The 23,936-nt window shown below is 46.7% G+C and carries 13 protein-coding genes, 21 tRNA genes and 2 rRNA genes; 2 read left to right on the top strand and 34 right to left on the bottom strand.

Annotated features, from left to right (window positions below):
• Positions 1 to 51 precede the first annotated feature (51 nt).
• The 6 genes from menC to ATG71_RS08740 all read right to left on the bottom strand — a co-directional run bounded on the left by menC (position 52) and on the right by ATG71_RS08740 (position 7,512).
• On the bottom strand, positions 52 to 1,173 hold the full coding sequence (gene menC, locus ATG71_RS08765) for an o-succinylbenzoate synthase (RefSeq protein ID WP_098439258.1): 1,122 nt from the start codon (positions 1,171 to 1,173) through the stop codon (positions 52 to 54).
• Positions 1,163 to 2,644: an o-succinylbenzoate--CoA ligase gene (locus ATG71_RS08760; RefSeq protein ID WP_098439257.1), complete on the bottom strand. Its 1,482-nt coding sequence runs from the start codon at positions 2,642 to 2,644 to the stop codon at positions 1,163 to 1,165. The genes menC and ATG71_RS08760 overlap by 11 nt, the downstream gene beginning before the upstream one ends.
• 90 nt (positions 2,645 to 2,734) lie before the next feature.
• A complete protein-coding gene (menB, locus tag ATG71_RS08755) occupies positions 2,735 to 3,553 on the bottom strand; it encodes a 1,4-dihydroxy-2-naphthoyl-CoA synthase (RefSeq protein WP_034765489.1) in 819 nt (272 codons plus the stop codon).
• Between the two features lie 15 nt (positions 3,554 to 3,568).
• On the bottom strand, positions 3,569 to 4,387 hold the full coding sequence (gene menH, locus ATG71_RS08750; protein WP_483295303.1) for a 2-succinyl-6-hydroxy-2,4-cyclohexadiene-1-carboxylate synthase: 819 nt from the start codon (positions 4,385 to 4,387) through the stop codon (positions 3,569 to 3,571).
• Positions 4,359 to 6,113 (bottom strand): 2-succinyl-5-enolpyruvyl-6-hydroxy-3-cyclohexene-1-carboxylic-acid synthase, encoded by a 1,755-nt coding sequence (gene menD, locus ATG71_RS08745; protein WP_098439255.1) that lies wholly within the window; start codon positions 6,111 to 6,113, stop codon positions 4,359 to 4,361. The genes menH and menD overlap by 29 nt, the downstream gene beginning before the upstream one ends.
• On the bottom strand, positions 6,106 to 7,512 hold the full coding sequence (locus ATG71_RS08740; RefSeq protein ID WP_286162954.1) for an isochorismate synthase: 1,407 nt from the start codon (positions 7,510 to 7,512) through the stop codon (positions 6,106 to 6,108). The genes menD and ATG71_RS08740 overlap by 8 nt, the downstream gene beginning before the upstream one ends.
• 305 nt (positions 7,513 to 7,817) lie before the next feature.
• Here ATG71_RS08740 and ATG71_RS08735 point away from each other — a divergent pair, with 305 nt between their 5' ends.
• Both ATG71_RS08735 and ATG71_RS08730 read left to right on the top strand, forming a co-directional pair.
• Positions 7,818 to 8,741: a 1,4-dihydroxy-2-naphthoate polyprenyltransferase gene (locus tag ATG71_RS08735; RefSeq protein ID WP_098439254.1), complete on the top strand. Its 924-nt coding sequence runs from the start codon at positions 7,818 to 7,820 to the stop codon at positions 8,739 to 8,741.
• Between the two features lie 115 nt (positions 8,742 to 8,856).
• A complete protein-coding gene (locus ATG71_RS08730) occupies positions 8,857 to 9,621 on the top strand; it encodes a TraR/DksA C4-type zinc finger protein (RefSeq protein WP_483295334.1) in 765 nt (254 codons plus the stop codon).
• Between the two features lie 36 nt (positions 9,622 to 9,657).
• On the opposite strand, the gene ATG71_RS08725 is transcribed toward ATG71_RS08730, so the two are convergent.
• The 28 genes from ATG71_RS08725 to ATG71_RS08590 form a co-directional block, all read right to left on the bottom strand.
• The gene (locus ATG71_RS08725) at positions 9,658 to 12,063 is read right to left on the bottom strand and encodes a glycogen/starch/alpha-glucan phosphorylase (RefSeq protein ID WP_098439252.1); all 2,406 of its coding nucleotides are present in this window, start codon (positions 12,061 to 12,063) and stop codon (positions 9,658 to 9,660) included.
• On the bottom strand, positions 12,053 to 13,498 hold the full coding sequence (gene glgA, locus ATG71_RS08720; protein ID WP_098439251.1) for a glycogen synthase GlgA: 1,446 nt from the start codon (positions 13,496 to 13,498) through the stop codon (positions 12,053 to 12,055). Before glgA ends, ATG71_RS08725 begins: the two co-directional genes overlap by 11 nt.
• Positions 13,495 to 14,523 (bottom strand): GlgC family sugar phosphate nucleotidyltransferase, encoded by a 1,029-nt coding sequence (locus ATG71_RS08715; protein WP_098439250.1) that lies wholly within the window; start codon positions 14,521 to 14,523, stop codon positions 13,495 to 13,497. The genes glgA and ATG71_RS08715 overlap by 4 nt, the downstream gene beginning before the upstream one ends.
• Positions 14,524 to 14,565: 42 nt before the next feature.
• Positions 14,566 to 15,723, bottom strand: a complete 1,158-nt coding sequence (locus ATG71_RS08710) for a glucose-1-phosphate adenylyltransferase (protein ID WP_098439249.1) — start codon at positions 15,721 to 15,723, stop codon at positions 14,566 to 14,568.
• 15 nt (positions 15,724 to 15,738) lie between these two features.
• On the bottom strand, positions 15,739 to 17,601 hold the full coding sequence (gene glgB, locus ATG71_RS08705) for a 1,4-alpha-glucan branching enzyme (RefSeq protein ID WP_483295302.1): 1,863 nt from the start codon (positions 17,599 to 17,601) through the stop codon (positions 15,739 to 15,741).
• 485 nt (positions 17,602 to 18,086) lie between these two features.
• Positions 18,087 to 18,158, bottom strand: a tRNA-Glu gene (locus ATG71_RS08700).
• Between the two features lie 4 nt (positions 18,159 to 18,162).
• Positions 18,163 to 18,253, bottom strand: a tRNA-Ser gene (locus ATG71_RS08695).
• Positions 18,254 to 18,258: 5 nt separating this feature from the next.
• Positions 18,259 to 18,333: transfer RNA gene (locus ATG71_RS08690), tRNA-Asn, on the bottom strand.
• 9 nt (positions 18,334 to 18,342) lie between these two features.
• Positions 18,343 to 18,419, bottom strand: a tRNA-Ile gene (locus ATG71_RS08685).
• Positions 18,420 to 18,429: 10 nt separating this feature from the next.
• Positions 18,430 to 18,503 (bottom strand) — tRNA-Gly (locus tag ATG71_RS08680).
• 9 nt (positions 18,504 to 18,512) lie between these two features.
• Positions 18,513 to 18,588: transfer RNA gene (locus ATG71_RS08675), tRNA-His, on the bottom strand.
• Between the two features lie 23 nt (positions 18,589 to 18,611).
• A tRNA-Phe gene (locus ATG71_RS08670) sits at positions 18,612 to 18,687 on the bottom strand.
• A 45-nt stretch (positions 18,688 to 18,732) separates the two neighbouring features.
• Positions 18,733 to 18,809: transfer RNA gene (locus tag ATG71_RS08665), tRNA-Asp, on the bottom strand.
• 147 nt (positions 18,810 to 18,956) lie between these two features.
• A tRNA-Met gene (locus ATG71_RS08660) sits at positions 18,957 to 19,030 on the bottom strand.
• A 169-nt stretch (positions 19,031 to 19,199) separates the two neighbouring features.
• A tRNA-Ser gene (locus ATG71_RS08655) sits at positions 19,200 to 19,292 on the bottom strand.
• Positions 19,293 to 19,309: 17 nt separating this feature from the next.
• A tRNA-Ile gene (locus ATG71_RS08650) sits at positions 19,310 to 19,386 on the bottom strand.
• A 4-nt stretch (positions 19,387 to 19,390) separates the two neighbouring features.
• Positions 19,391 to 19,467 (bottom strand) — tRNA-Met (locus ATG71_RS08645).
• A gap of 68 nt (positions 19,468 to 19,535) precedes the next feature.
• A tRNA-Ala gene (locus ATG71_RS08640) sits at positions 19,536 to 19,611 on the bottom strand.
• A 7-nt stretch (positions 19,612 to 19,618) separates the two neighbouring features.
• Positions 19,619 to 19,695, bottom strand: a tRNA-Pro gene (locus ATG71_RS08635).
• A gap of 5 nt (positions 19,696 to 19,700) precedes the next feature.
• Positions 19,701 to 19,777: transfer RNA gene (locus ATG71_RS08630), tRNA-Arg, on the bottom strand.
• A gap of 63 nt (positions 19,778 to 19,840) precedes the next feature.
• A tRNA-Leu gene (locus ATG71_RS08625) sits at positions 19,841 to 19,929 on the bottom strand.
• Between the two features lie 7 nt (positions 19,930 to 19,936).
• A tRNA-Gly gene (locus ATG71_RS08620) sits at positions 19,937 to 20,011 on the bottom strand.
• Positions 20,012 to 20,019: 8 nt separating this feature from the next.
• Positions 20,020 to 20,104: transfer RNA gene (locus ATG71_RS08615), tRNA-Leu, on the bottom strand.
• Positions 20,105 to 20,169: 65 nt separating this feature from the next.
• A tRNA-Lys gene (locus ATG71_RS08610) sits at positions 20,170 to 20,245 on the bottom strand.
• A gap of 19 nt (positions 20,246 to 20,264) precedes the next feature.
• Positions 20,265 to 20,340, bottom strand: a tRNA-Thr gene (locus ATG71_RS08605).
• Positions 20,341 to 20,454: 114 nt separating this feature from the next.
• Positions 20,455 to 20,530, bottom strand: a tRNA-Val gene (locus ATG71_RS08600).
• 10 nt (positions 20,531 to 20,540) lie between these two features.
• Positions 20,541 to 20,657, bottom strand: a 5S ribosomal RNA gene (gene rrf / locus ATG71_RS08595).
• 168 nt (positions 20,658 to 20,825) lie between these two features.
• A 23S ribosomal RNA gene (locus tag ATG71_RS08590) occupies positions 20,826 to 23,761 on the bottom strand.
• Positions 23,762 to 23,936 lie beyond the last annotated feature (175 nt).

Raw genomic sequence — 23,936 nt, 5'->3', positions numbered from 1 at the left:
TGATTAACACAGAAGAAAGCCAGAGAGCACATGCTCCCTGGCTTTCTTTGGCTAGACATGCTTTTCGTGGGATGGGAAGGATTCCTTAAACTGTGTCACGGCACTCAATCGCTTTCTGTTGAGTTCCACGCCGATCCCGCTTCCCTCCAATCGTTCCACTACACCATTTCTCACCACGATCGGAGAGGTAATGATATCTTCTTCCCAATATTTCGAGGACGAAGAGATATCCCCTGGAATAGAGAAGCCTTCAAGGGTTGATAGCGTCAGATTATGAGCCCGGGATACCCCGAATTCAATCATGCCCCCGCACCATACCTTGATCCCGTTTTCCCGGCACAACCGGTAGATTTCAAGCGCACTCGTGTATCCCCCGACCCTGCCAAGCTTGATATTGACCACACCGCAGCTATTCAAGTGGATGGCACTCTTCATGTCGTGGGGTGTCACGATGCTTTCATCAAGACAGATCGGCGTAGTTATCTCCTTTTGCAACAAAGAATGGTCTACTAAATCATCGATGCCAAGGGGCTGCTCGATCATCTCTAAACCGAACTCATCCAATGCTTGAAGATGGGGTGTATCTTCAAGGCTATACGCTGAATTCGCATCAGCTAAAAGGGAAAGGTTTGGAAAATGGGATCTCAATACTTTTACGATTTCTACATCGGCCCCCGGGGAGATTTTCAGCTTTATTCGCTGATATCCTTCCTTCACAAGGTCTTCAGCCTGCGTGACCATCCCGGCAACCGAGCCAGCTCCGACCACGGCCCCGGCAAGTACTTCTTTACGCGTTCCGCCGATCATATTCCATAGTGGATCACCTTGCTGCCTCGCATAAAGATCCCATAAGGCCATTTCAAGGGCCGCCTTCGCCATGGCATTTCCCCGGACGGCTTCAAACCGCTTCCCGATTTCCTCAGGATGATGAAAAGGTTTACTGTTCAGTAAGGGGATCAACACATCCTTCAGCATATGATAGGATGTGTTGACCGTCTCTTCTGTATACCACGGTGTGGAAAAGGCGACCCCTTCCCCCAGTCCGCATATACCGTCACTGTCCCTGACTTCGACGATGATGCCTTGGCGGTCTTTAACCGTTTGAAGATGGGTCACAAACGGCTTCTTTAAGGGCATTGAAACAACGTGAAGGGTGATGGATTCAATCTTCATCGGCAACCATCCCTTTTTCCCACTGCTCTCTTAACACTCTCCTCAGCAGTTTGTTTGAGGCATTTCGTGGAAGTTCATCTACAAACACGAATTTTTTCGGACATTTATAAGACGCCAGGTTCTTCTTACAGTGTGTGATGATCTCCTCTTTTGTCAGATGATCTTTCTTTACAACGAACGCACAAGGGATCTGTCCCCATTCATCACTTGTAATGCCAGCCACACCTGCGTCCTCTATCCCGTCACAACTGAGGAGGACACTCTCGATTTCTGCCGGATACACATTTTCCCCTCCGGAAATGATCAAGTCCGAACGCCGGTCGAGGACAAATAAGAACCCTTCTTCATCCACATATCCGATGTCCCCCGTATGAAGCCAGCCGGATTCAAAGCTTTTGGCGTTGGCTTCCTCCCTCCGGTAATAGCCACTCGTCACATTCGGGCCTTTCACCAGGATTTCCCCTTCCCTGGCGGCTCCTTCTTCACTCTTGATTTTTAATTCAGAAGGAAAGAGGGGCTTTCCCGCCGATCCAAGCTTAGACATACTGTACTCCGGTGACAATGTCACAATCTGAGAGGCTGTCTCTGTCATACCATAGGTTTGGAAGACCGGCACCCCTTTTTCTTTACACTTCTGCAGTAATGGAAGTGGCGCTGGACCACCGCCCAGCAACATGCAGCGGAAACTAGGGTGATAGGTTTCACCCCCCATGTCGTTCAACAAACGGGAAAGCATATTGCTGACAACCGACATGATGGTGATATTACCGGCAATCAATTCACGGTTGATCCCTTCCACATCGAAGGTTTCAAACAGACGTACGTTCATTCCGTAAATAACACTTCTCATCAGGATGGAATAACCACTGATATGAAAAAGGGGCACGGAACAAAGCCATGTATCATTTTCATTTATACCAAGATTCAGGGAAGACCCTATGGCACTCCACCAATGGTTGCCGTACGATTGAAGGACCCCCTTTGGCGCTCCCGTCGTACCCGATGTATACATGACCGAGCATGCTTGGTCTAACTGAAAATAATCCTTCACCTCAAAGCGTGTCGGGTCAGTGGCGAATAATTGAGAGAAAGAGACTCCCTCCACTTCTCCCCCTAAAAAAGAAAGCTTTCCTGCAAATTCATCATCATAAATGACCGTCCCTAATCCCATATCTCTAATCTGGAAAGAGAGTTCCTTTTCACTTAACTTATTGTTTAACAGTACAGTCGTGAAACCGAGCTGTTGAATGGCATGAACAAGGAAGACAGACTCCACTTTGTTTTTAACCATGAGTCCCAAAAAAGGATGAGACGAATGTTTGACGATGGTATATAGTTGTTCCCCGATCGAAATGGCTTTTTCCCAAAGCTCACCAAATGTATACTCCACATCCCCATTGCTAACCGCCATCCGGTCAGGGGTTAAAAACGCTCTTTGTTTCAGCCAGTTAGGTAATTCCCGTGTAGTCATCCTGTCAATCTCCATTCCTTTCGTATTGATTCACCTTTCATTTAAAAAAGCCCGATGAATCCATATCAGATTCATCAGGCCACCCTCAAATCAAGGGAAACGAGGGAATTGTCCGAAGTCGGGCTTACGCTTTTCTTTGAACGCGTCGCGTCCTTCTTTTGCTTCTTCCGTTGTGTAGTAGAGAAGGGTAGCGTCACCTGCAAGCTGCTGCAGACCTGCCAGTCCATCTGTATCTGCGTTGAATGAAGCTTTTAAGAAACGAAGGGCAGTCGGACTTTTCTCAAGCATCTCTGAAGCCCATTGAACCGTTTCCGCTTCCAGCTGCTCATATGGCACCACTGTATTCACAAGACCCATTTCAAGCGCTTCCTGGGCATTGTATTGACGGCATAGGTACCAGATTTCTTTCGCTTTCTTGTGGCCGATGATGCGTGCAAGATAGCCTGCACCGTATCCAGCGTCAAAGCTTCCTACTTTAGGACCTGTCTGGCCGAAGATCGCATTGTCAGCGGCGATCGTAATATCACATACGACGTGAAGGACGTGTCCTCCTCCAATTGCATAACCGGCTACCATTGCAATGACCGGCTTAGGAATCACGCGGATCAGACGCTGTAAGTCCAATACATTTAAGCGAGGAATTTCATCTTCCCCTACATATCCGCCATGACCGCGTACACGTTGGTCTCCGCCTGAACAGAATGCTTTCTCACCTGCACCTGTTAAAACGATGACACCGACCTTGGAGTCGTCGCGTGCATAAGCAAATGCATCGATTAGTTCCATGACGGTTTTAGGACGGAATGCGTTACGAACTTCTGGTCGATTGATCGTGATCTTAGCGATTCCATTGTATGTTTCGTATAAAATATCTTCGTAATTTCTTTCTGAAACCCATTCAAAAGCCATTGGTTTGTTCCTCCTTTATGTAGTTAACAATAGTTCCTCTATTATTGTACCAAACTTTCGCGATTCTTCCACATGAATTGCATGACCGGTGTTGGAAAATGTCAGGATTTGAAAATCAGGATTGAGCTTTTTCATCTCTTCAGCAATATGAACAAACTTATGATCCAGCTCTCCGACGAGTAACCGGACTGGGAATGTTAGTTCATCGAGCCTGTCCCATAAAGAATCCTGAGCCCCGGTCCCCATCCCTTTCAAGCTATTGGATAAGCCAGTCGCGGATTGATTCAGACGCTGTTGCCTGATGACGGCACGTTCTCCATCCGATAGCCTTTTCTGAGACGCGAACAGGGGAATCTCCTGCCAGAAATCGACAAAGTCTTCGATGCCTTCCCTTTCTATTCTCTCCGCCAGAGCCTGATCCTTCTTCCTGCGATCTTCTCTTTCTTCACTCGTCCTCAACCCGGGAGAGGCGCTTTCCAATATCAAAGCCTTCACTTTTTCAGGATAAGTCAAGCTGAAGTGAAGTGCCATACGCCCACCCATTGAATACCCGACCAACACAGCGTTGTCGATGTCGAGTTCCATCAGAAGGCTGTAGATATCTTCTGCCACCCGCTCCATTGTGTATCTTGTGGCGTCTTCCGGGGACTCCGTAAGGCCATGACCAATCAAATCAATGCTGACACACCGGTATGCAGCAGACAATTGATCGGTGACCCAGGACCACGTCGATGTATCGCCTGTGAAGCCGTGAAGGAAAACCAAAGGGTCTCCCTCCCCCTTCGCCTCTACAAAATAACGGATATCATTCACTTGAAGAATCAAGATTTTCACCCTTTAAGTTCTTCGTCATTTCCCGGGAAACAAAATTCCACAATTTCCGATGATTTGCTACATTTTCTTCCCGATTGGTCACTACCTCAATGATCTTTATTCCCTTGCTTTGCTCTGCTTCCTGGAGAGCCGGGATGAATTCTTCCTGGGTCCCAACATGGAAATAATGTGCTTCATAAAGTTTAGCTGCATGAGCAAACTCCAAATCCATCGGAGTTCCGAACAGGTCTTCGAAGTGAGTCTGATCACCCGCTTGGGGCAGATAGGAAAAGATCCCTCCACCATTATTGTTCATCACTACAATCGTCATATTCAATTGATATTTCCTCGCTGTCAATAACCCATTAAGATCATGGAAAAAGGCTAGATCCCCAATTAGGAGATACATCGGCTGAGATACCGTACTCATGCCGAGTGCCGTGGATACCACTCCGTCAATCCCGTTGGCTCCCCGGTTAGCAAAGATCTTTTGGGACCGGTCATTCGTGAAAAAGTATGTATCCAAATCACGGATCGGCATGCTGTTACTGGAAAACAGGGTCGAGCCTTCAGGCAAATGCTGTATCAACTGATGAACCGCCATTCCTTCATCCCAGGACTGGTGACCCTTGACGAGTAAACCCTTCGTTTCTTTATTGAAACGCTTCCACTTTTCCAGCCATTCTATATTTCTTTGCCCACTTTGGTCTGTAAAGCTTTGACAAAACAGTTTTTCCCGGCAGTGGATAAAATCTGTACCGCGTGCCGTAGGGTCCTGCCACTCTTCCCCTTTACTCACAATCCAAGCCGGGATATCCGGCAGGCCTTTCAGGTACAGCATAAGTGCCTTTGATACAGGCATGGCACCGAAACGGATAATGAGATCTGGGTGAAGTGATTCTTTCAGTTCCTCGATTCGTAAGAACGTGTCGTAGCAGTCCATGATATGATCTTTAGAATGGTTCCCGCTCCGGACGAAGGACAGTGGATCCGCAACAATTGGCAGTGCATATTCTTCCGCAAACTGCACGATGGCCGGAACAGCTTCTTCACCTAGCCCCGGTCCGCACACGATAAGGCCGCGCTTTGAATTCACCAATGTTTCCTGAAGTTCATGCTTGAAGTCAGGAGATAGCTGCCGTTCTCCATGGATGACTCTTTTTGACGGTCTCCCACTTGAGAATTCAACTTTTTGTAAATCGGGGATCAACGGTTCTCTAAACGGGAAGTTATAATGAACCGGACCTTCCGGATATCCCGTTGAAAGAGCTATGCCCCTGACAGCAGATGATCGTGCATATTGCAGCATGGACGGAATGCTTTCAGGCAATGCCATATCGATGGACCATTTCACGTGTTTCCCGTAAAGATCGATCTGATCGATGGCTTGAGGGGCACCCACTTCCCTCAGTTCATGGGGCCGATCGGCTGTCAGCACAATGAGGGGCACCCTGGAATAGCGTGCTTCAATGACAGCTGGATAGTAATTGGCTCCGGCCGTCCCGGAACTGCAAAGCATGGCGACGGGCTTTTTCTTGGCCTTGGCGATCCCCAACGCAAAAAAAGCCGCAGAGCGTTCATCCACATTGATATACGTCTTCACCCCTGGATGGTGGGCGAATAACAACGCTAAAGGAGTAGAACGAGAGCCGGGACTGATGACGACTTCGTCTACTCCATTTCCAACCAGTTCTTCAATGAAGGCCACTAAATAATCTGTAAGTTTCTTCTGATGTTCTTCAATCATGTACGGTTCCTCCTAATGCCCGGAGCATCGGCCGAAATTTCATCTGTGTTTCCTTGAACTCACTTTCAGGTTCAGAGTCGGCTACGATTCCGCACCCTGCATACAAGTAGGCCTTATCCCCCTGCAGGAGACCCGAGCGAAGGGCGACGGCATATTCACCATTTCCATAGGCATCGATCCAACCGATGGGAGCGGCATATAGACCACGGTCCATATCTTCCTCCTGCCTGATCACATGCATCGCCTTGTCCCTCGGGACGCCACCCAATGCGGGAGTGGGATGCAATTTTTCAACAAGGTTCAATAGCGACGTATTCTCGGATGCCTGTCCGATGACCGGTGTATAGAGATGCTGGATATCCTTCAGCTTCATAAGCTGTGGCGCAGAAGGAATGGTAAGTGTGTCACAAAATGGGCTCAAAGCTTGTTGGATGCTGTCCACCACAAGATGATGTTCGTATCGGTTTTTTTCATCCTCGAGCAGCTCTTCCCCAAGTTTCTCATCACTTTTCAAGGTATCCCCCCTTGCAATCGAACCCGCAAGGCAGGTGGAGAGGATTTCTTCCCCTGTTTTCTTTACGAGTCGTTCAGGAGTTGCACCGATAAAGCAGCTTCCTTCCCATTCAAAGCTGAATACGAAGCTGTCGGGTTGCTGCTTCCAGAGATTATCCAATACGAAATCAGATGTCACCTGTTGGTTGAATGACACTTCACATTTCCTCGCCAGGACGACTTTATCCATCTCACCCTTCTGAAGGCGATTCACTACACTCTGGACGGATTCCTTCCACTCTTCAGGTCTCACATCACGGTTCCCGATCCATTCAGGGCGCTCAGGAATGATGGCCTTTCGGGCGTTTGAAAGAAGTTCTTCCTTCAATCTGATACGTTCATGGAATAAGCGTTCATCCTCATCCGGATGACAGATGACATTCATCGTCAAATAATTCGTTTTTTCAGGCTTTGTTAACATGAACATCGGGAGTTGGAATGTCCCCGTAGAGAATTGATTCCACTCTTCACTGTTGACGTTCATCGGGTCGAAACGAAACCCGCCGTATAATAGTGGACCTGTTCCTGCCCATTTTTCCCCTGTCATGATCACAGATTCCCGGGTAAAGCGCTTCCACTCGTTCTCAACGGTAAAAAAGCGCCCTTCTTTTTCATCTGTAGACAGAATATGAGCCGCTCCGAGCCCTACCAGTGTGATGGTATGATCACGGTCCTTCCATAGAAAGCGTTCTCCATGAAAAGAGTTTCCTCCATAATAAAAAGAAAGAGGATCCACTGCATCCACTTCCTCCACTATACTGAGAAGGACGGGGCGATGTATTTGTTTAGCCTTCATTCTGGCTGTATCATATGCTTTTTCAATATTGGTTTTATGGATGGTAACCAATTGAATTCCCCCAAACAAAATCACGTACAATAGTCAAACTTACTATAAGATACACCTGTACTTATGGTGTGTCAACGGAGTTCAAGACATGTTTACACTATTTATCCTTATTATATATATAATAAACCCTTTTTCTTCTTTTGAGAAACCAAAAGCTTTGTAAAAGTCCTCAATTACTGGAAAATAGAACCTTCAAGAATTTGTAGAAAATGATTGACAGTCCCCTTCCCTTTACCTACACTTTAATCTGTAAAGGAATTGTAATGTTTTCTGAAAATTCCTTATTGCGTAAGGGAGAGAGAATGATGGAACAACAAGCATCCAACGTGTTGGAATCAGATAAAGGGTGGAAGATCTGGTGGCAATTGACCCGGCCCCACACTCTTACAGCAGCATTTGTACCTGTACTGTTAGGAACGGTACTCGCGCTGCAATTTACGAAAGTGAACTTTTGGCTGTTTGCAGCCATGCTGGTTGCCTGCCTGTTGATCCAGGCGGCCACGAATATGTTCAATGAATATTATGATTATAAAAGGGGCCTCGATACAGAGCACTCGGTCGGGATCGGCGGAGCGATCGTCCGTAATGGTGTCAAACCATCAACGGTCATCAACCTTGCCTTTTCACTATACGGGATCGCCCTTCTGTTAGGGATTTATATCTGCCTTAACAGTACATGGTGGCTGGCGCTCATAGGAATAGTGTGCATGGCAGCGGGGTACTTTTATACTGGCGGACCAATGCCAATTGCTTACACACCATTCGGCGAAATCGTAGCCGGATTTTTCATGGGATTTGTGATCATCCTCATCTCATTTTACATCCAGACCGGCTACATCAATGGGGACAGCGTCCTCATCTCGATTCCGGTTTCCATCTTGGTAGGTTCCATATTATTGGCCAACAATATCCGTGACCTCGATGGAGACAAAGAAAACGGACGCAAAACCATTGCAATCCTGTTAGGAAAAAAAGGCGCGATCATCCTCTTGGGCGGTATGTTCGTCGTATCCTACGCCTGGATCATCGGATTGGTCGTAACCGGGATCTCATCACCATGGCTGTTCGTATCCTTCTTGAGCATCCCAAAAGCCATCAAAGCCACAACAGGATTCATCGGGAAATCACTACCCATCGAAATGATGCCCGCCATGAAAGCAACGGCACAAACCAATACCATCTTTGGATTCCTATTATCCATTGGATTATTACTTGCATATATGCTGTAAAGAACACAAGAAGTCGACCCGACAAATCCGGGTCGACTCTTTTTTTATGTTTTAACCTTCCCACTTTCGGATAAAGTATGGTTAGGACAAGTTTTAAGCGAACATTATGAAGGATGTGAAGAAATTGCTGACAGACAGCCAAAAACAGACATTAAAAAAAGAATTGGTTCAACAAGAAAAGCAGTTAAAAGAACATTTACATCAGGATTTAGATAATCTTCACCATACAAACGAACGTGATAACTCAGGAGAACTCTCCCTTTACGATAACCATCCGGCCGATATGGGTACAGAGTTATATGAGCGGGAGAAGGATTACGCCATCGACGATCATGCGAAGCTGGAACTGGATAAAATCCAACAAGCCCTGCAGGCGATCGAAGCCGGTTCGTACGGAGAATGTAAAGAATGCGGACAGGATATCCCTTACGAGCGTCTAGAAGTCATTCCGACGACTCTTTATTGTAAGGACCATACACCGGAGAAGTCGACACCGCAGGATAGGCCGGTAGAAGAAGATGTACTGCAGCCCCCTGTCGATAACGAATTCAGACATGAAACGGATGGGAATGTGCGCGACGACCAGGACAGCTTCCAGGAAGTCGGCCGTTTCGGGACTTCTGAAACCCCATCCGACTTTGAAGGAGATCACGAGGATTACTCAGACCTGTATCAGGATGAGGACACATCAGAAGGGTTCACCGAGGATTTTGAATCCTTCGTTGGGACCGACATGGAAGGATCGAACCGTAAAGCCTATCCGTCAAAGACTCATGAAGAGTATGAGGACATGCTCGATGAAAACGATCTGGAATCTCCTCTGGGTGACATCCCTTATAAAGATGGTGACAGCTACGTATCCGATAAGAAGAAAAAATAAAAAAAACGCTTGGGATCCGATTCCCAAGCGTTTTTTCTATTTCGTTAAACTCCCCTGTGCAATGCCCCATATGTCCTTCGCATATTGCTCGATTGTCCGGTCACTGGAGAAATAGCCGGAATTGGCAATGTTCTGGAGGCACATCCGTGACCAGTGCTCTTTGTTTTCATACGCCTTTCCTGCCTGTTCATGAACCCTAACGTAGGAATCGAAATCCCTCAGGACAAAGAATTGGTCATTTTCAGTCAATAACGAGTCATAAATGGTTTCGAAATGATCACCTGCATCCGGCAGGGTATCATCGATCAATTGGTTCAACACCTTTTTGATCCTTGTATCGTAGTGGAAGTACTCCATGGCGTAATAGCCTCCATGGTTCTGATACTTCATCACTTCCTCAGCCGTTAATCCGAATATAAAGATATTGTCCCTCCCGACCTGTTCCAGGATCTCAATATTGGCCCCGTCAAGTGTCCCAAGGGTCAAAGCCCCGTTCATCATGAACTTCATATTCCCCGTACCCGACGCTTCCTTACTGGCCGTTGAAATCTGCTCGGACAAATCAGCTGCCGGGATGATCTCTTCTGCAAGGGACACCCGATAATTTTCAAGGAACACGACCTTAATGCGCCCTTTCACAAGCGGATGATCATTTACGAGATCGGCTACAGAATGGATCAACTTAATGATTTTTTTGGCATAATAGTAACCCGGCGACGCCTTTGCCCCGAAAATGAATGTCCGTGGATGAAAATCAAATCCCGGATCTTCCACACACCGATTGTACAGGTGAAGGATATGCAACACATTCATTAACTGACGTTTGTACGCATGAAGCCGCTTCACCTGGATATCAAATATCGAAGACGGATCGACAATGATACCATTGCTTTCATATATCAGCCCGGCAAGCTTTTGTTTATTTCCCTGCTTCACATCATACAGGTCTTTCAGGAATGCCGTATCATGGTGATACTCCTTCAGCTTCACCAGTTTGGAAGGGTTTTTGATCCAATCCTCCCCGATCGAAGAAGTAATCAGGTTCGAAAGGGATGGATTGCTGTTAAGGAGCCACCTTCTATGGGTGATCCCATTGGTCTTACTATTAAATTTCCCAGGATAATATTGATAAAATAAGTTCATTTCCCGCTGCTTCAGGATTTCTGTGTGGATCTTTGCCACACCGTTCACACTGAAGCTTCCAACAATCGCAAGATGGGCCATTTTGACTTCATCATGTGAGATGATCGCCATGTCCTCTATCCTCTTCCACTCACCAGGATACTCTTTCCATAATTCCCTGCAGAACCGTTCATTGATTTCATTCACAATCATATGGATGCGGGGCAGGAGGGGCTGGAATATACGGATCGGCCATCTCTCCAGTGCTTCAGACAGCGTCGTGTGGTTTGTGTAAGCGAATGTATTCGTCGTGATTTCCCATGCTTCCTCCCATTCAAAGGAGTATTCATCCAGAAGGACCCTCATCAGCTCCGGGATGGCAAGAACCGGATGGGTATCATTGATATGGATTGAAATATTCTCATGCAGTTCCTTCAGATCCCCATTTCGATATAAGTAAGAATCCAAAATGGAGCGGATACTTGCTGACACCAGGAAGTATTGCTGCTTCAGGCGCAGGATTTTCCCTTCCTCATGGGTGTCGTCAGGATATAGAAATTCCGTGATGGCTTCCGTATCACGTTTGTATTTCATCATATCTTTTCCCGCTTTATAGGCCGCAGGCTCGGCACTCCATAATCGAAGCGTATTGACCGTCGACGTTTCGAACCCCACGACAGGCATATCATAAGGAACCGCTGCGACGATTTCTGCATCTACATGTCGAAACCTTAAGACATCCTTTTCCGTATAGGATTCCACCTTCCCCCAGAATGGCACTTCGACGGTAAGATCTGATTTGCGGACTTCCCACACATGTCCATGACGCAGCCACTGTTCCGGAAGCTCCATCTGAAATCCGTTCACGATCTTCTGTTCAAACAATCCATGCTTATAACGGATACCATATCCATGGCCGGGTAGATTGAGGGAAGCCAGGGAATCCAGAAAACAGGCGGCTAAACGGCCAAGACCGCCATTTCCAAGTCCTGCGTCGTGCTCTACCTCTTCCATTTCCGCAAGGTCGATTCCAAGATCCTGAAGCCCTTTATCCACAATATCGTAAATCCCAAGATTCGTCAGATTTTGCCGGAGCAGACGCCCCAGCAGGAATTCGATGGATAAATAATACACCTGCTTTTGTTTATTGAACCGGTACTGCTCATTTGTATGGATCCAGTTCATCGAAATATATTCCCGTATCAAATGACCCAATGTGAAAAACTGATCCTGACTGGTGGACTCAGGAAACGTCTTACCATACATCATTTCAAGCTTCTTCAGAAACAATTCTTTGAATTCAATCGGATCAGAAAACATGGCTTTCACTCCTTGATACCAGGTCAGCGTATAGTTGATTATACTTAAAGGCCGATTGGGCCCAACTATAATCTTTATTCATTGCGTTACGTACAATATGATTCCATGTTTCCGGATCTTCGTGGAAATACGACAGGGCTCTTCGATAGGTGTAAAGCATATCGTGAGCATTGAAATTTTTGAATGAGAAGCCGTTGCCGCTCTTCGTCTCCTCATTGTAGGATTCAACGGTATCGTTCAGTCCACCTGTCTCCCTTACAAGAGGCAGGGCCCCATATCTCATGGCGATCAACTGTCCAAGCCCGCAAGGCTCGAACTTGGAAGGCATCAGGAACAGATCACTGGCGGAATAGATCTGTTTTGCCAATTCTTCATTGAAGCCGATCTGTACCCTGACCTTATCAGGATACGTCCACTCCATTTCCCTGAAGAACTGTTCAAACTCCCAATCACCTGTCCCCAACAGGACAAACTGGACATTTTCCTGGATCATCTCATGAAAGACGCCCCTGATGAGTTCAAGACCCTTTTGGTTCGTCAATCTCGAAATGATGGACACTAGAGGGATTCCTTCATTCTCCTCGAGTCCCAGGCTTTTTTGCAGATGCTGCTTCGCCTGCTTCTTTCCTTGAAGATTCCCGCTGAAGAAAGGAAACTCCCCGTCATCAGGATTATATACTTCATCATCAATCCCATTGAGGATGCCTAATAATTGGTTATACCGCTGGCCAAGTATATTATGAAGCTTTTCCCCATAATAAGGCGTGAGGATTTCTTCTTTATATGTAGGACTCACCGTGGTGACGAAATCCGAAGAAATGAGCGCACCTTTCATGAAATTGATATTCCCATAAAATTCGAGGTACTCATGGTGAAAATACTTCTCAGGGATAGCGAGTAAGTCCGTCATCACCTGTTTAGGGTAGATTCCTTGAAATTGCAGATTATGAATGGTGAATACGCTGCGGATGAATGAGTAGCCCGGTCTCTCCTGATACTCGCTCCGGAGCAGGAACGGCACCATGCCCGTGTGCCAATCATGACAATGAATTACATCAGGATAGAAATCAAGAACAGCGATACTTTCCAACACAGCCCTTGTAAAATAGGAAAATCTCTCCCCATCGTCAAAGTATCCGTATAAACGCTCCCGGTTAAAATAATATTCATTATCCACAAAATAATATGTCACACCATTTTCACTGTACTCTTCAATTCCACAATACTGATCTCTCCAGCCTACTGACACAAAAAACTCTTTTTTCCGTTTCATTTTTGAACGGAATTCGTGAGGGATCCCGCCGTATTTAGGCAGAATCACCCTGACATCCGTGCCTAAACTTCTTAACTCCTTGGGCAAAGCGCCTGCAACGTCGGCCAAGCCCCCGGATTTAATAAATGGGACACACTCAGATACTACAAATAACACTTTCACGAATTCATCAGCGCTCCTTGAATCATTCCTTTGCGAATGACAATTGGATTGTTTGCTTCCCCGATAAGTTTGACGCCATCTTCTATTCTCACATCTTTATCCAGAATCACATTCTCCAGTACACAGTTATCTCCAATTTGGCTCTTCTGCATAATGATGCTGTTAGAAATTGTAGTATTCCTGCCGACCTTCACCGCTCTGAACATGGTAGAATTTTTCACTTTACCCTCAATGAAGCATCCATTGGCGATAATGCTGTTTTTCACACTTGCAGCTGATGTGTACCGTGTCGGCGGCTCATCCTTCACTTTCGTATAAATGGGCATATCTTTCTTGAACAGCTCTTTCCAATAAGATAAGTTCATAAGCTTCATGCTTGCATCATAGTATTCTTCAATAGAATCAATCGTTTGAACAAATCCTTCATGCTCATATCCGCACACCTTAAATCCGCTGTCCATGTCGTCCACCACGTCCTGCATGCATGTATAGCCGGTTTCACGCCTGTTCTCGATCAAATCAATCAGTGCAGACGTTTTGACTAAGTACATGTCTAAGGAGCTGGCATTGTGACGCATTTCCGTTATATCACAACCGATACGGATGTGGCGTTCCAGTACGGGTTGATAATCGATGTTACACAACGTGAAGCAATTGCTGATTAAGGCATATTCCTGTGTACTGCGTCTGAAATAGTCCATGTGATGGGCAAAGTGATTAAAGGATCCAACACCCTCTTCATTCGCTTCCAATCCAGGAGCAGGAAAGAAAAACAAGCCATCCCGCTTCCGGTTCAGATCCCAGTTCTTCCCTGATCCGAGATGATCCATCAGCGATCTGTATTGAAACTTTGGAAAAATCGCCACACTGCCGATATCGGAATTCACCATATTGGAAAGGATAAAGTCAATCAACCGGTATCTTCCCGCAATGGGAAGGGCCGCTAATGAGCGATGTAACAATAAATCCTCCAGGGAATCGTAGTAACTCGTAGCATCAATAACACCAAGCATCGTATTTTTCAAAACACTTCTCCTCCTCTAATGTTGTTAAGATGGTCTTGAACCTTACACTCTTTCCTGTTCCAGCAGTGTTTCAATGAATGATTCCGTCACGAGGATCACTTCATCTGATCCTTCTTCCGGCATGATGCACAAGCCCTTAGGAACCCTTACATTCGAAGGCACGATTGCCTGCTCGATATAGGCATTTTCCTCAACGACAGCGTCCGGCATGATAACTGAACGGCTGACATGCGCTCCCTTTTTCACCGTCGTTCCCTGGAAGAGTACGGACTTTTGAATCGTTCCTTCTATCGTACACCCTTCATTTACAAGAGATCCCTCCACAAGGGCTTCTTCTGAAATATATTGAGGTGGCTCGTTCGGATTAACCGAATACACTCTCCAATCATGATCAAACAGGTTCAGTTCATTCTCTTCATCTATCAGGTCCATATTTGCTTCCCAAAGGCTCTTGACCGTACCGACATCCTTCCAATAGCCTTCAAATGGGTAAGCCATCAGTTTCTTCTTCTCATCAAGTAGGAGAGGAATGACATCCTTCCCAAAGTCATGGCTCGAATCCGGATTCCGTTCATCCATCTCGAGATAATCCTTCAGCACGGAATAATTGAAGATGTAAATACCCATCGAAGCAAGATTGCTTTTCGGGAAAGCTGGTTTTTCTTCAAACTCCGTGACACGCATATCCTCATTGGTGTTCATCAGTCCGAAACGGCTCGCTTCATCCCATCCCACTTCAATGACTGAAATCGAGACATCTGCTTTTTTCTCGATATGATAATCAAGCATTTTACTATAATCCATTTTGTAAATATGATCACCCGACAGAATCAATACGTACTCGGGATCGTATTGCTCAAGGTAATTCATATTTTGATAGATGGCACTGGCCGTCCCCGTATACCAGCGCATTTCGGAGGATTCAGCATATGGAGGCAACACGGTCACACCACCGTTTTTGCGGTCAAGATCCCACGCACTTCCGATCCCGATATAAGAATTCAATACCAGGGGCTGATACTGGGTAAGCACACCGACAGTGTCGATGCCTGAGTTCGTACAATTGCTCAGGGTAAAATCAATGATACGGTACTTTCCTCCAAACGGTACGGCCGGTTTCGCCAGACTCTTCGTCAATGAACTTAACCTGCTCCCTTTTCCACCTGCTAACAACATGGCCACACATCTACCTTTTGCCATTACTCTTCTCCCCTTTCACTCGATTGGTCTTAAATACACGGCTGCGTATGGTGGAATCGTCATTTCCACATACCCATCTCTTCCATGATACGGTTCATTGTGCACGGTAAGCGGGTTGGGATTCACCTGATGGGAACCTCCAAACCTTTCATCATCACTATTCCAAATCTCTTCATACGAAGAAACCTTATCTACTCCCACCTTATACTGATGATACACATGGGGACTGAAATTGCAGATCACCACAAGATGATCTCCCTTCTCTATCCCGTAACGGATGAAAGAGAAAATCTGCTGCTCTGCATTATTTACATCAACCCACTGGAATCCGTCTGAACGATGATCCATCTGAAATAATGGTTCAGCACCTTTATATAAATGCAGTAGCTCTTTAAAATATGAGTTGAATTTGTGATGAAATTCGTAATCCAGTAAATGCCAATCTAATTCCTCAAGGTCCTTCCATTCTGAAAATGGTGCCAGTTCACTTCCCATGAACAAAAGCTTTTTACCTGGATGAGCCATCATGAAGCTTAGAAGCAACCGGTATTGGGCGAATTTCTGCCAGTAATCCCCCGGCATTTTATTTAATAACGACTTCTTCCCATGCACCACTTCGTCATGGGAGAAGGGAAGAACATAATTCTCTGAAAAGGCATATAACAACGAGAACGTGATGAGAGAATGCACATGCCTTCGTTCAGATGGATCGGTTTCCATATATTTAAGGACGTCATTCATCCATCCCATATTCCACTTATAATTAAATCCAAGTCCTCCATAATGAACCGGAGACGTCACCTGTGGCCAGTCCGTAGAATCCTCTGCAATCATCAGAATCGAAGAATCAAACTCAAACACGGCCTTGTTCAAGTTTTTCAAAAACTGTATGGCACCTTCATTCGGGTTAAGCTCACCCTGATTCGCCCAATAGATGATGTTCGCCACCGCATCGATCCTGAAGCCATCGATATGATACTGCTCCATCCAAAAACGGGCGTTTGAAATCAGGAAGCTTCTCACTTCCCCTTTGCCTAAGTCAAAGTTCGCCGTACCCCACGTATAATTCTCCCGGTCCCTTTCCTCGCTGTACTCGTAGGCAAACGAACCATCAAACTCATATAACCCATGCGCATCCTTACAAAAGTGGCCTGGGACCCAATCCAGGATCACACCGATATTATGTAAATGACACTCATTCACAAATGCCATCAAATCATGTGGTGAGCCGTAGCGACTGGTAGGGGAGTAATAACCCGTACCCTGATAACCCCAGGACCGGTCAAATGGATGCTCCGTGACAGGCAGCAGCTCAATATGGGTGAATCCCTGCTCTTTCACATGGGGAATCAATTGCTGTGCTAATTCCCTATAAGAAAGAAACGTTCCTGCTTCTTTCTTCCACGTACCTAAATGGACTTCATAAATCGCCATTGGCTTGTCGTAGATGGTAGTGGATGAACGGTCCTCGAGCCACTTCTCATCTTCCCATTCAAAGCCATCCAGCTCATACACAACGCTTGCGGTATGAGGGCGCTTTTCAGAGGCAAACCCGTACGGATCCGCCTTCAGCTTCTTTGCCCCCAGGGAAGTCGTAATTTCGTACTTATACGTTTCTCCCGTCAGATCTTTATCGACCCGAATCGTCCACAGACCTTCACTGTTCCGTTTTTTTAAATCATATCCATTCCCATTCCATTGATTGAAGGATCCCACCAATGAAACATGCCTTGCTTTCGGTGCCCAAACGCAAAATTCTGTATAGGTCCCAGTGGAATCCCTTCTCACATGTGCACCCATAAACTGATAGGCCTGCTGCAAATTTCCCTCATGAAACAAAAACACATCGTAATCTGTTATGGTCATTGCGTTCATCATCTCACCTACATTTTTTCAATCTACATAACTACTTTCTAACAACATCACCAAAATCCTCTTTATAATCGTCGTTCAATTACGACAATTTACTACATGCTTATATGAAAAAGAGGTCGATTTGGAAAGTTATCCTAAATGGTAAGGTTTACATTGTAAAAACATAGGGGAATTACGTTGAATTCATAGCGTAATTTGTCGAAAGTTTTTTATGAAAAAGCTTAATATTTGTAGGAAATATAGAGGGATTCCGGTATTTTGTATAAGATTTTGTTAGATGAAAGATGGAGTAGCGGTGTCGAATGAAGGAAGGAAAGAGGTGTTAGAAAGAGTTAATAGAAAAAGAGGAAAACGTCGATCATATATCCATCGATGAAGAATTCAGGAACAAACATTTTTTATTATAAAACATGCTTATATCAGCTTCATAGCAAAGTACTGCTGTGTACAACAAAAAAAGACTATCAACAATGATAGTCTTTTCAGAATGACCCATACGGGATTCGAACCCGTGTTACCGCCGTGAAAGGGCGGTGTCTTAACCGCTTGACCAATGGGCCTTAATGGCGGAGAAGGAGGGATTTGAACCCTCGCGCCAGTTGCCCGACCTACACCCTTAGCAGGGGCGCCTCTTCAGCCACTTGAGTACTTCTCCAAATATGGCTCCGCAGGCAAGATTCGAACTTGCGACCGATCGGTTAACAGCCGATAGCTCTACCACTGAGCTACTGCGGAATAATGGAATGGTGGGCCTAAGTGGACTCGAACCACCGACCTCACGCTTATCAGGCGTGCGCTCTAACCAGCTGAGCTATAGGCCCAAAAATGAAATGGAGCGGGTGAAGGGAATCGAACCCTCATCATCAGCTTGGAAGGCTGAGGTTTTACCACTAAACTACACCCGCATAAAAACATGGGGCGACTGATGGGAATCGAACCCACGAATGCCTGAACCACAATCAGGTGCGTTAACCACTTCGCCACAATCGCCATAATGTGTCTAAATAGAAAAATGGTGGCTCAGGACGGAATCGAACCGCCGACACATGGATTTTCAGTCCATTGCTCTACCAACTGAGCTACTGAGCCTTACTGAGTTTTGAAAATAATAATACCATTATCTTTTAAAGAAAATGGCGGTCCGGACGGGACTCGAACCCGCGACCTCCTGCGTGACAGGCAGGCATTCTAACCAACTGAACTACCGGACCAGAGTTTTTTGCGTAAGCAAAATAACTTTCATTACCTTCGCGATAGCGAAAATAACTATCCTTACCTTGCGCTAGCAAAATAGGTTTCCATGCGTGACTCATGAAAGATTAACAATAACCTATCATAAAAATCAGTCAAAAATGGTATTGCGGGGACAGGATTTGAACCTGCGACCTTCGGGTTATGAGCCCGACGAGCTACCGAACTGCTCCACCCCGCGACGATAATATATTATTAAGTTTCCACTATCCCATTGTGCATCACGTAGATCCACCCCGACTTCAGTAAGCTCATTCAAGCTGCTGCTCAGTCGGTGCGCTGATGTGTAAGCTCCGAAGATTATTCGGCCGTGCTCCACCCCGCGACGATAATAATGGATTAAAATAAAATGGAGGAGGAAGGGGGATTCGAACCCCCGCGGGCTGTTACACCCCTGTCGGTTTTCAAGACCGATCCCTTCAGCCGGACTTGGGTATTCCTCCGTAATGAAAATGGTACTTGGTGGACCTTGTAGGACTCGAACCTACGACCGGACGGTTATGAGCCGTCTGCTCTAACCAACTGAGCTAAAGGTCCCTATTGGTAGCGGCGGAGGGGATCGAACCCCCGACCTCACGGGTATGAACCGTACGCTCTAGCCAGCTGAGCTACACCGCCAAGAAACTACTAGCTATTAGGCTTATGAATAAAACCAATGAAGTTTATTTTACTGTCGTAAAAAAACTTGGTGGAGCCTAGCGGGATCGAACCGCTGACCTCCTGCGTGCAAAGCAGGCGCTCTCCCAGCTGAGCTAAGGCCCCAAAGAAGTGGTCGGGAAGACAGGATTCGAACCTGCGACCCCTTGGTCCCAAACCAAGTGCTCTACCAAGCTGAGCTACTTCCCGATATATGGCGCGCCCGAGAGGAGTCGAACCCCTAACCTTTTGATCCGTAGTCAAACGCTCTATCCAATTGAGCTACGGGCGCTAAATGAAATCTATTTTTTAATAAGTAACGTAAGGAAAGATATTTTGCTGACGCAAAAATCTTTGGTGCCGAGGACCGGAATCGAACCGGTACGGTAGTCACCTACCGCAGGATTTTAAGTCCTGTGCGTCTGCCAGTTCCGCCACCCCGGCAAGTCTCTGGAGCGGAAGACGGGATTCGAACCCGCGACCCCCACCTTGGCAAGGTGGTGTTCTACCACTGAACTACTTCCGCAAAAGAAATGGTGCGGGTGAAGGGACTTGAACCCCCACGCCTTGCGGCGCCAGATCCTAAGTCTGGTGCGTCTGCCAATTCCGCCACACCCGCATATATTTTTGTTTTTCACATTGGAGAAAAACAATGGTAAGATATTTTGCCTTGGCAAAAATCTTTGGTGAGCCATGAAGGATTCGAACCTTCGACCCTCTGATTAAAAGTCAGATGCTCTACCAACTGAGCTAATGGCTCATCTCATAAAAAAACCAAATGGTGCCGGCAAGAGGACTTGAACCCCCAACCTACTGATTACAAGTCAGTTGCTCTACCAGTTGAGCTACACCGGCGTGTATAAATTTATGGTGAATACTGCGTAATGAACGCAGTTCAACGAAGCGATTATGGAAAGATATTTTGCTTACGCAAATTAATGAAGTTTATTTTACTTTCGTAAAAAAACTTGGTGGAGGATGACGGGATCGAACCGCCGACCCTCTGCTTGTAAGGCAGATGCTCTCCCAGCTGAGCTAATCCTCCATGATATATAGCCTGGCGACGTCCTACTCTCACAGGGGGAGATCCCCCAACTACCATCGGCGCTGAAGAGCTTAACTTCCGTGTTCGGCATGGGAACGGGTGTGACCTCTTCGCCATTGTCACCAGACTATGTCTTGTCTCATTTAAGGACAAGTATTATTATATCGTGTAGATATAATTTTTCAAGGCTTTTTTATATTTTCGTATAAAAATTATTCCCTGAAAACTAGATAAAGAATTGATGTCAAGAAAGCCGAATATCGACCAATGTTGTTCATTAAAATAATGACTCTTTGTGGTTAAGTCCTCGATCGATTAGTATCAGTCAACTCCACATGTCGCCATGCTTCCATCTCTGACCTATCTACCTAGTCATCTTCTAGGGATCTTACTCACTTACGTGATGGGAAATCTCATCTCGAGGGGGGCTTCATGCTTAGATGCTTTCAGCACTTATCCCTTCCGCACATAGCTACCCAGCGATGCCTTTGGCAAGACAACTGGTACACCAGCGGTGCGTCCATCCCGGTCCTCTCGTACTAAGGACAGCTCCTCTCAAATTTCCTGCGCCCACGACGGATAGGGACCGAACTGTCTCACGACGTTCTGAACCCAGCTCGCGTACCGCTTTAATGGGCGAACAGCCCAACCCTTGGGACCGACTACAGCCCCAGGATGCGATGAGCCGACATCGAGGTGCCAAACCTCCCCGTCGATGTGGACTCTTGGGGGAGATAAGCCTGTTATCCCCGGGGTAGCTTTTATCCGTTGAGCGATGGCCCTTCCATGCGGAACCACCGGATCACTAAGCCCGACTTTCGTCCCTGCTCGACTTGTAGGTCTCGCAGTCAAGCTCCCTTGTGCCTTTACACTCTGCGAATGATTTCCAACCATTCTGAGGGAACCTTTGGGCGCCTCCGTTACTCTTTAGGAGGCGACCGCCCCAGTCAAACTGCCCACCTGACACTGTCTCCCACCCCGATAAGGGGCGCGGGTTAGAATTTCAATACAGCCAGGGTAGTATCCCACCGATGCCTCCACCGAAGCTGGCGCTCCGGTTTCCAAGGCTCCTACCTATCCTGTACAAGCTGTACCAAAATTCAATATCAGGCTACAGTAAAGCTCCACGGGGTCTTTCCGTCCTGTCGCGGGTAACCTGCATCTTCACAGGTACTATAATTTCACCGAGTCTCTCGTTGAGACAGTGCCCAGATCGTTACGCCTTTCGTGCGGGTCGGAACTTACCCGACAAGGAATTTCGCTACCTTAGGACCGTTATAGTTACGGCCGCCGTTTACTGGGGCTTCGATTCGCACCTTCGCTTGCGCTAAGCACTCCTCTTAACCTTCCAGCACCGGGCAGGCGTCAGCCCCTATACTTCGCCTTACGGCTTCGCAGAGACCTGTGTTTTTGCTAAACAGTCGCCTGGGCCTATTCACTGCGGCTCTCTCGGGCTTGCACCCTACCAGAGCACCCCTTCTCCCGAAGTTACGGGGTCATTTTGCCGAGTTCCTTAACGAGAGTTCTCTCGCTCACCTTAGGATTCTCTCCTCGCCTACCTGTGTCGGTTTGCGGTACGGGCACCTTTTTCCTCGCTAGAGGCTTTTCTTGGCAGTGTGGAATCAGGAACTTCGCTACTATAATTCGCTCGCTATCACAGCTCAGCCTTCACGATGATGGGATTTGCCTCATCATCAGCCTAACTGCTTAGACGCACATATCCAGCAGTGCGCTTACCCTATCCTCCTGCGTCCCCCCATTGCTCAAACGGAAAAGAGGTGGTACAGGAATATCAACCTGTTGTCCATCGTCTACGCCTATCGGCCTCGACTTAGGTCCCGACTAACCCTGAGCGGACGAGCCTTCCTCAGGAAACCTTAGGCATTCGGTGGATGGGATTCTCACCCATCTTTCGCTACTCATACCGGCATTCTCACTTCTAAGCACTCCACCAGTCCTTACGGTCTAGCTTCGCAGTCCTTAGAACGCTCTCCTACCACTGACACCTAAAGGTGTCAATCCACAGCTTCGGTGATACGTTTAGCCCCGGTACATTTTCGGCGCAGAGTCACTCGACCAGTGAGCTATTACGCACTCTTTAAATGGTGGCTGCTTCTAAGCCAACATCCTGGTTGTCTAAGCAACTCCACATCCTTTTCCACTTAACGTATACTTTGGGACCTTAGCTGGTGGTCTGGGCTGTTTCCCTTTCGACTACGGATCTTATCACTCGCAGTCTGACTCCCATGGATAAGTCTTTGGCATTCGGAGTTTGTCTGAATTCGGTAACCCGATGAGGGCCCCTAGTCCAAACAGTGCTCTACCTCCAAGACTCTTACACATGAGGCTAGCCCTAAAGCTATTTCGGAGAGAACCAGCTATCTCCAAGTTCGATTGGAATTTCTCCGCTACCCACACCTCATCCCCGCACTTTTCAACGTGCGTGGGTTCGGACCTCCATTCAGTGTTACCTGAACTTCATCCTGGACATGGGTAGATCACCTGGTTTCGGGTCTACGACCACATACTCAAATCGCCCTATTCAGACTCGCTTTCGCTGCGGCTCCGTCTTATCAACTTAACCTTGCATGGGATCGTAACTCGCCGGTTCATTCTACAAAAGGCACGCCATCACCCGTTAACGGGCTCTGACTACTTGTAGGCACACGGTTTCAGGTTCTATTTCACTCCCCTTCCGGGGTGCTTTTCACCTTTCCCTCACGGTACTGGTTCACTATCGGTCACTAGGGAGTATTTAGCCTTGGGAGATGGTCCTCCCAGCTTCCGACGGGATTTCACGTGTCCCGCCGTACTCAGGATCCACTCAAGAGGGAATGAAGTTTCAACTACAGGGTTGTTACCTTCTTTGACGAGCCTTTCCAGACTTCTTCGTCTACTTCATTCCTTTGTAACTCCGTATAGAGTGTCCTACAACCCCAAGAGGCAAGCCTCTTGGTTTGGGCTATATCCCGTTTCGCTCGCCGCTACTCAGGGAATCGCAATTGCTTTCTCTTCCTCCAGGTACTTAGATGTTTCAGTTCCCTGGGTCTGCCTTCCATACTCTATGTATTCAAGTAAGGATATTGTTCCATTACGAACAATGGGTTCCCCCATTCGGAAATCTCTGGATCAAAGCTCACTTACAGCTCCCCAAAGCATATCGGTGTTAGTCCCGTCCTTCGTCGGCTCCTAGTGCCAAGGCATCCACCGTGCGCCCTTCATAACTTAACCGAATTGGTTGTTACATCAGGTTTAAAACCTAAAATGGCGATACTCGGTAATTTCTTGACTATCAATTTATCTTTATCTAGTTTTCAAAGAACAAACACAAATTCTCATCTCGTAAGAGATGAAAAATGTTTTGATGGTTGAACCATCAAAACTGAACAAAACTTCGACTGTCAAA

It is taken from the genome of Bacillus sp. es.034, from assembly GCF_002563655.1.
Classification (GTDB): Bacteria; Bacillota; Bacilli; order Bacillales; family Bacillaceae_B; genus Rossellomorea.
This window is presented reverse-complemented; position numbering and strand designations above follow the sequence as displayed.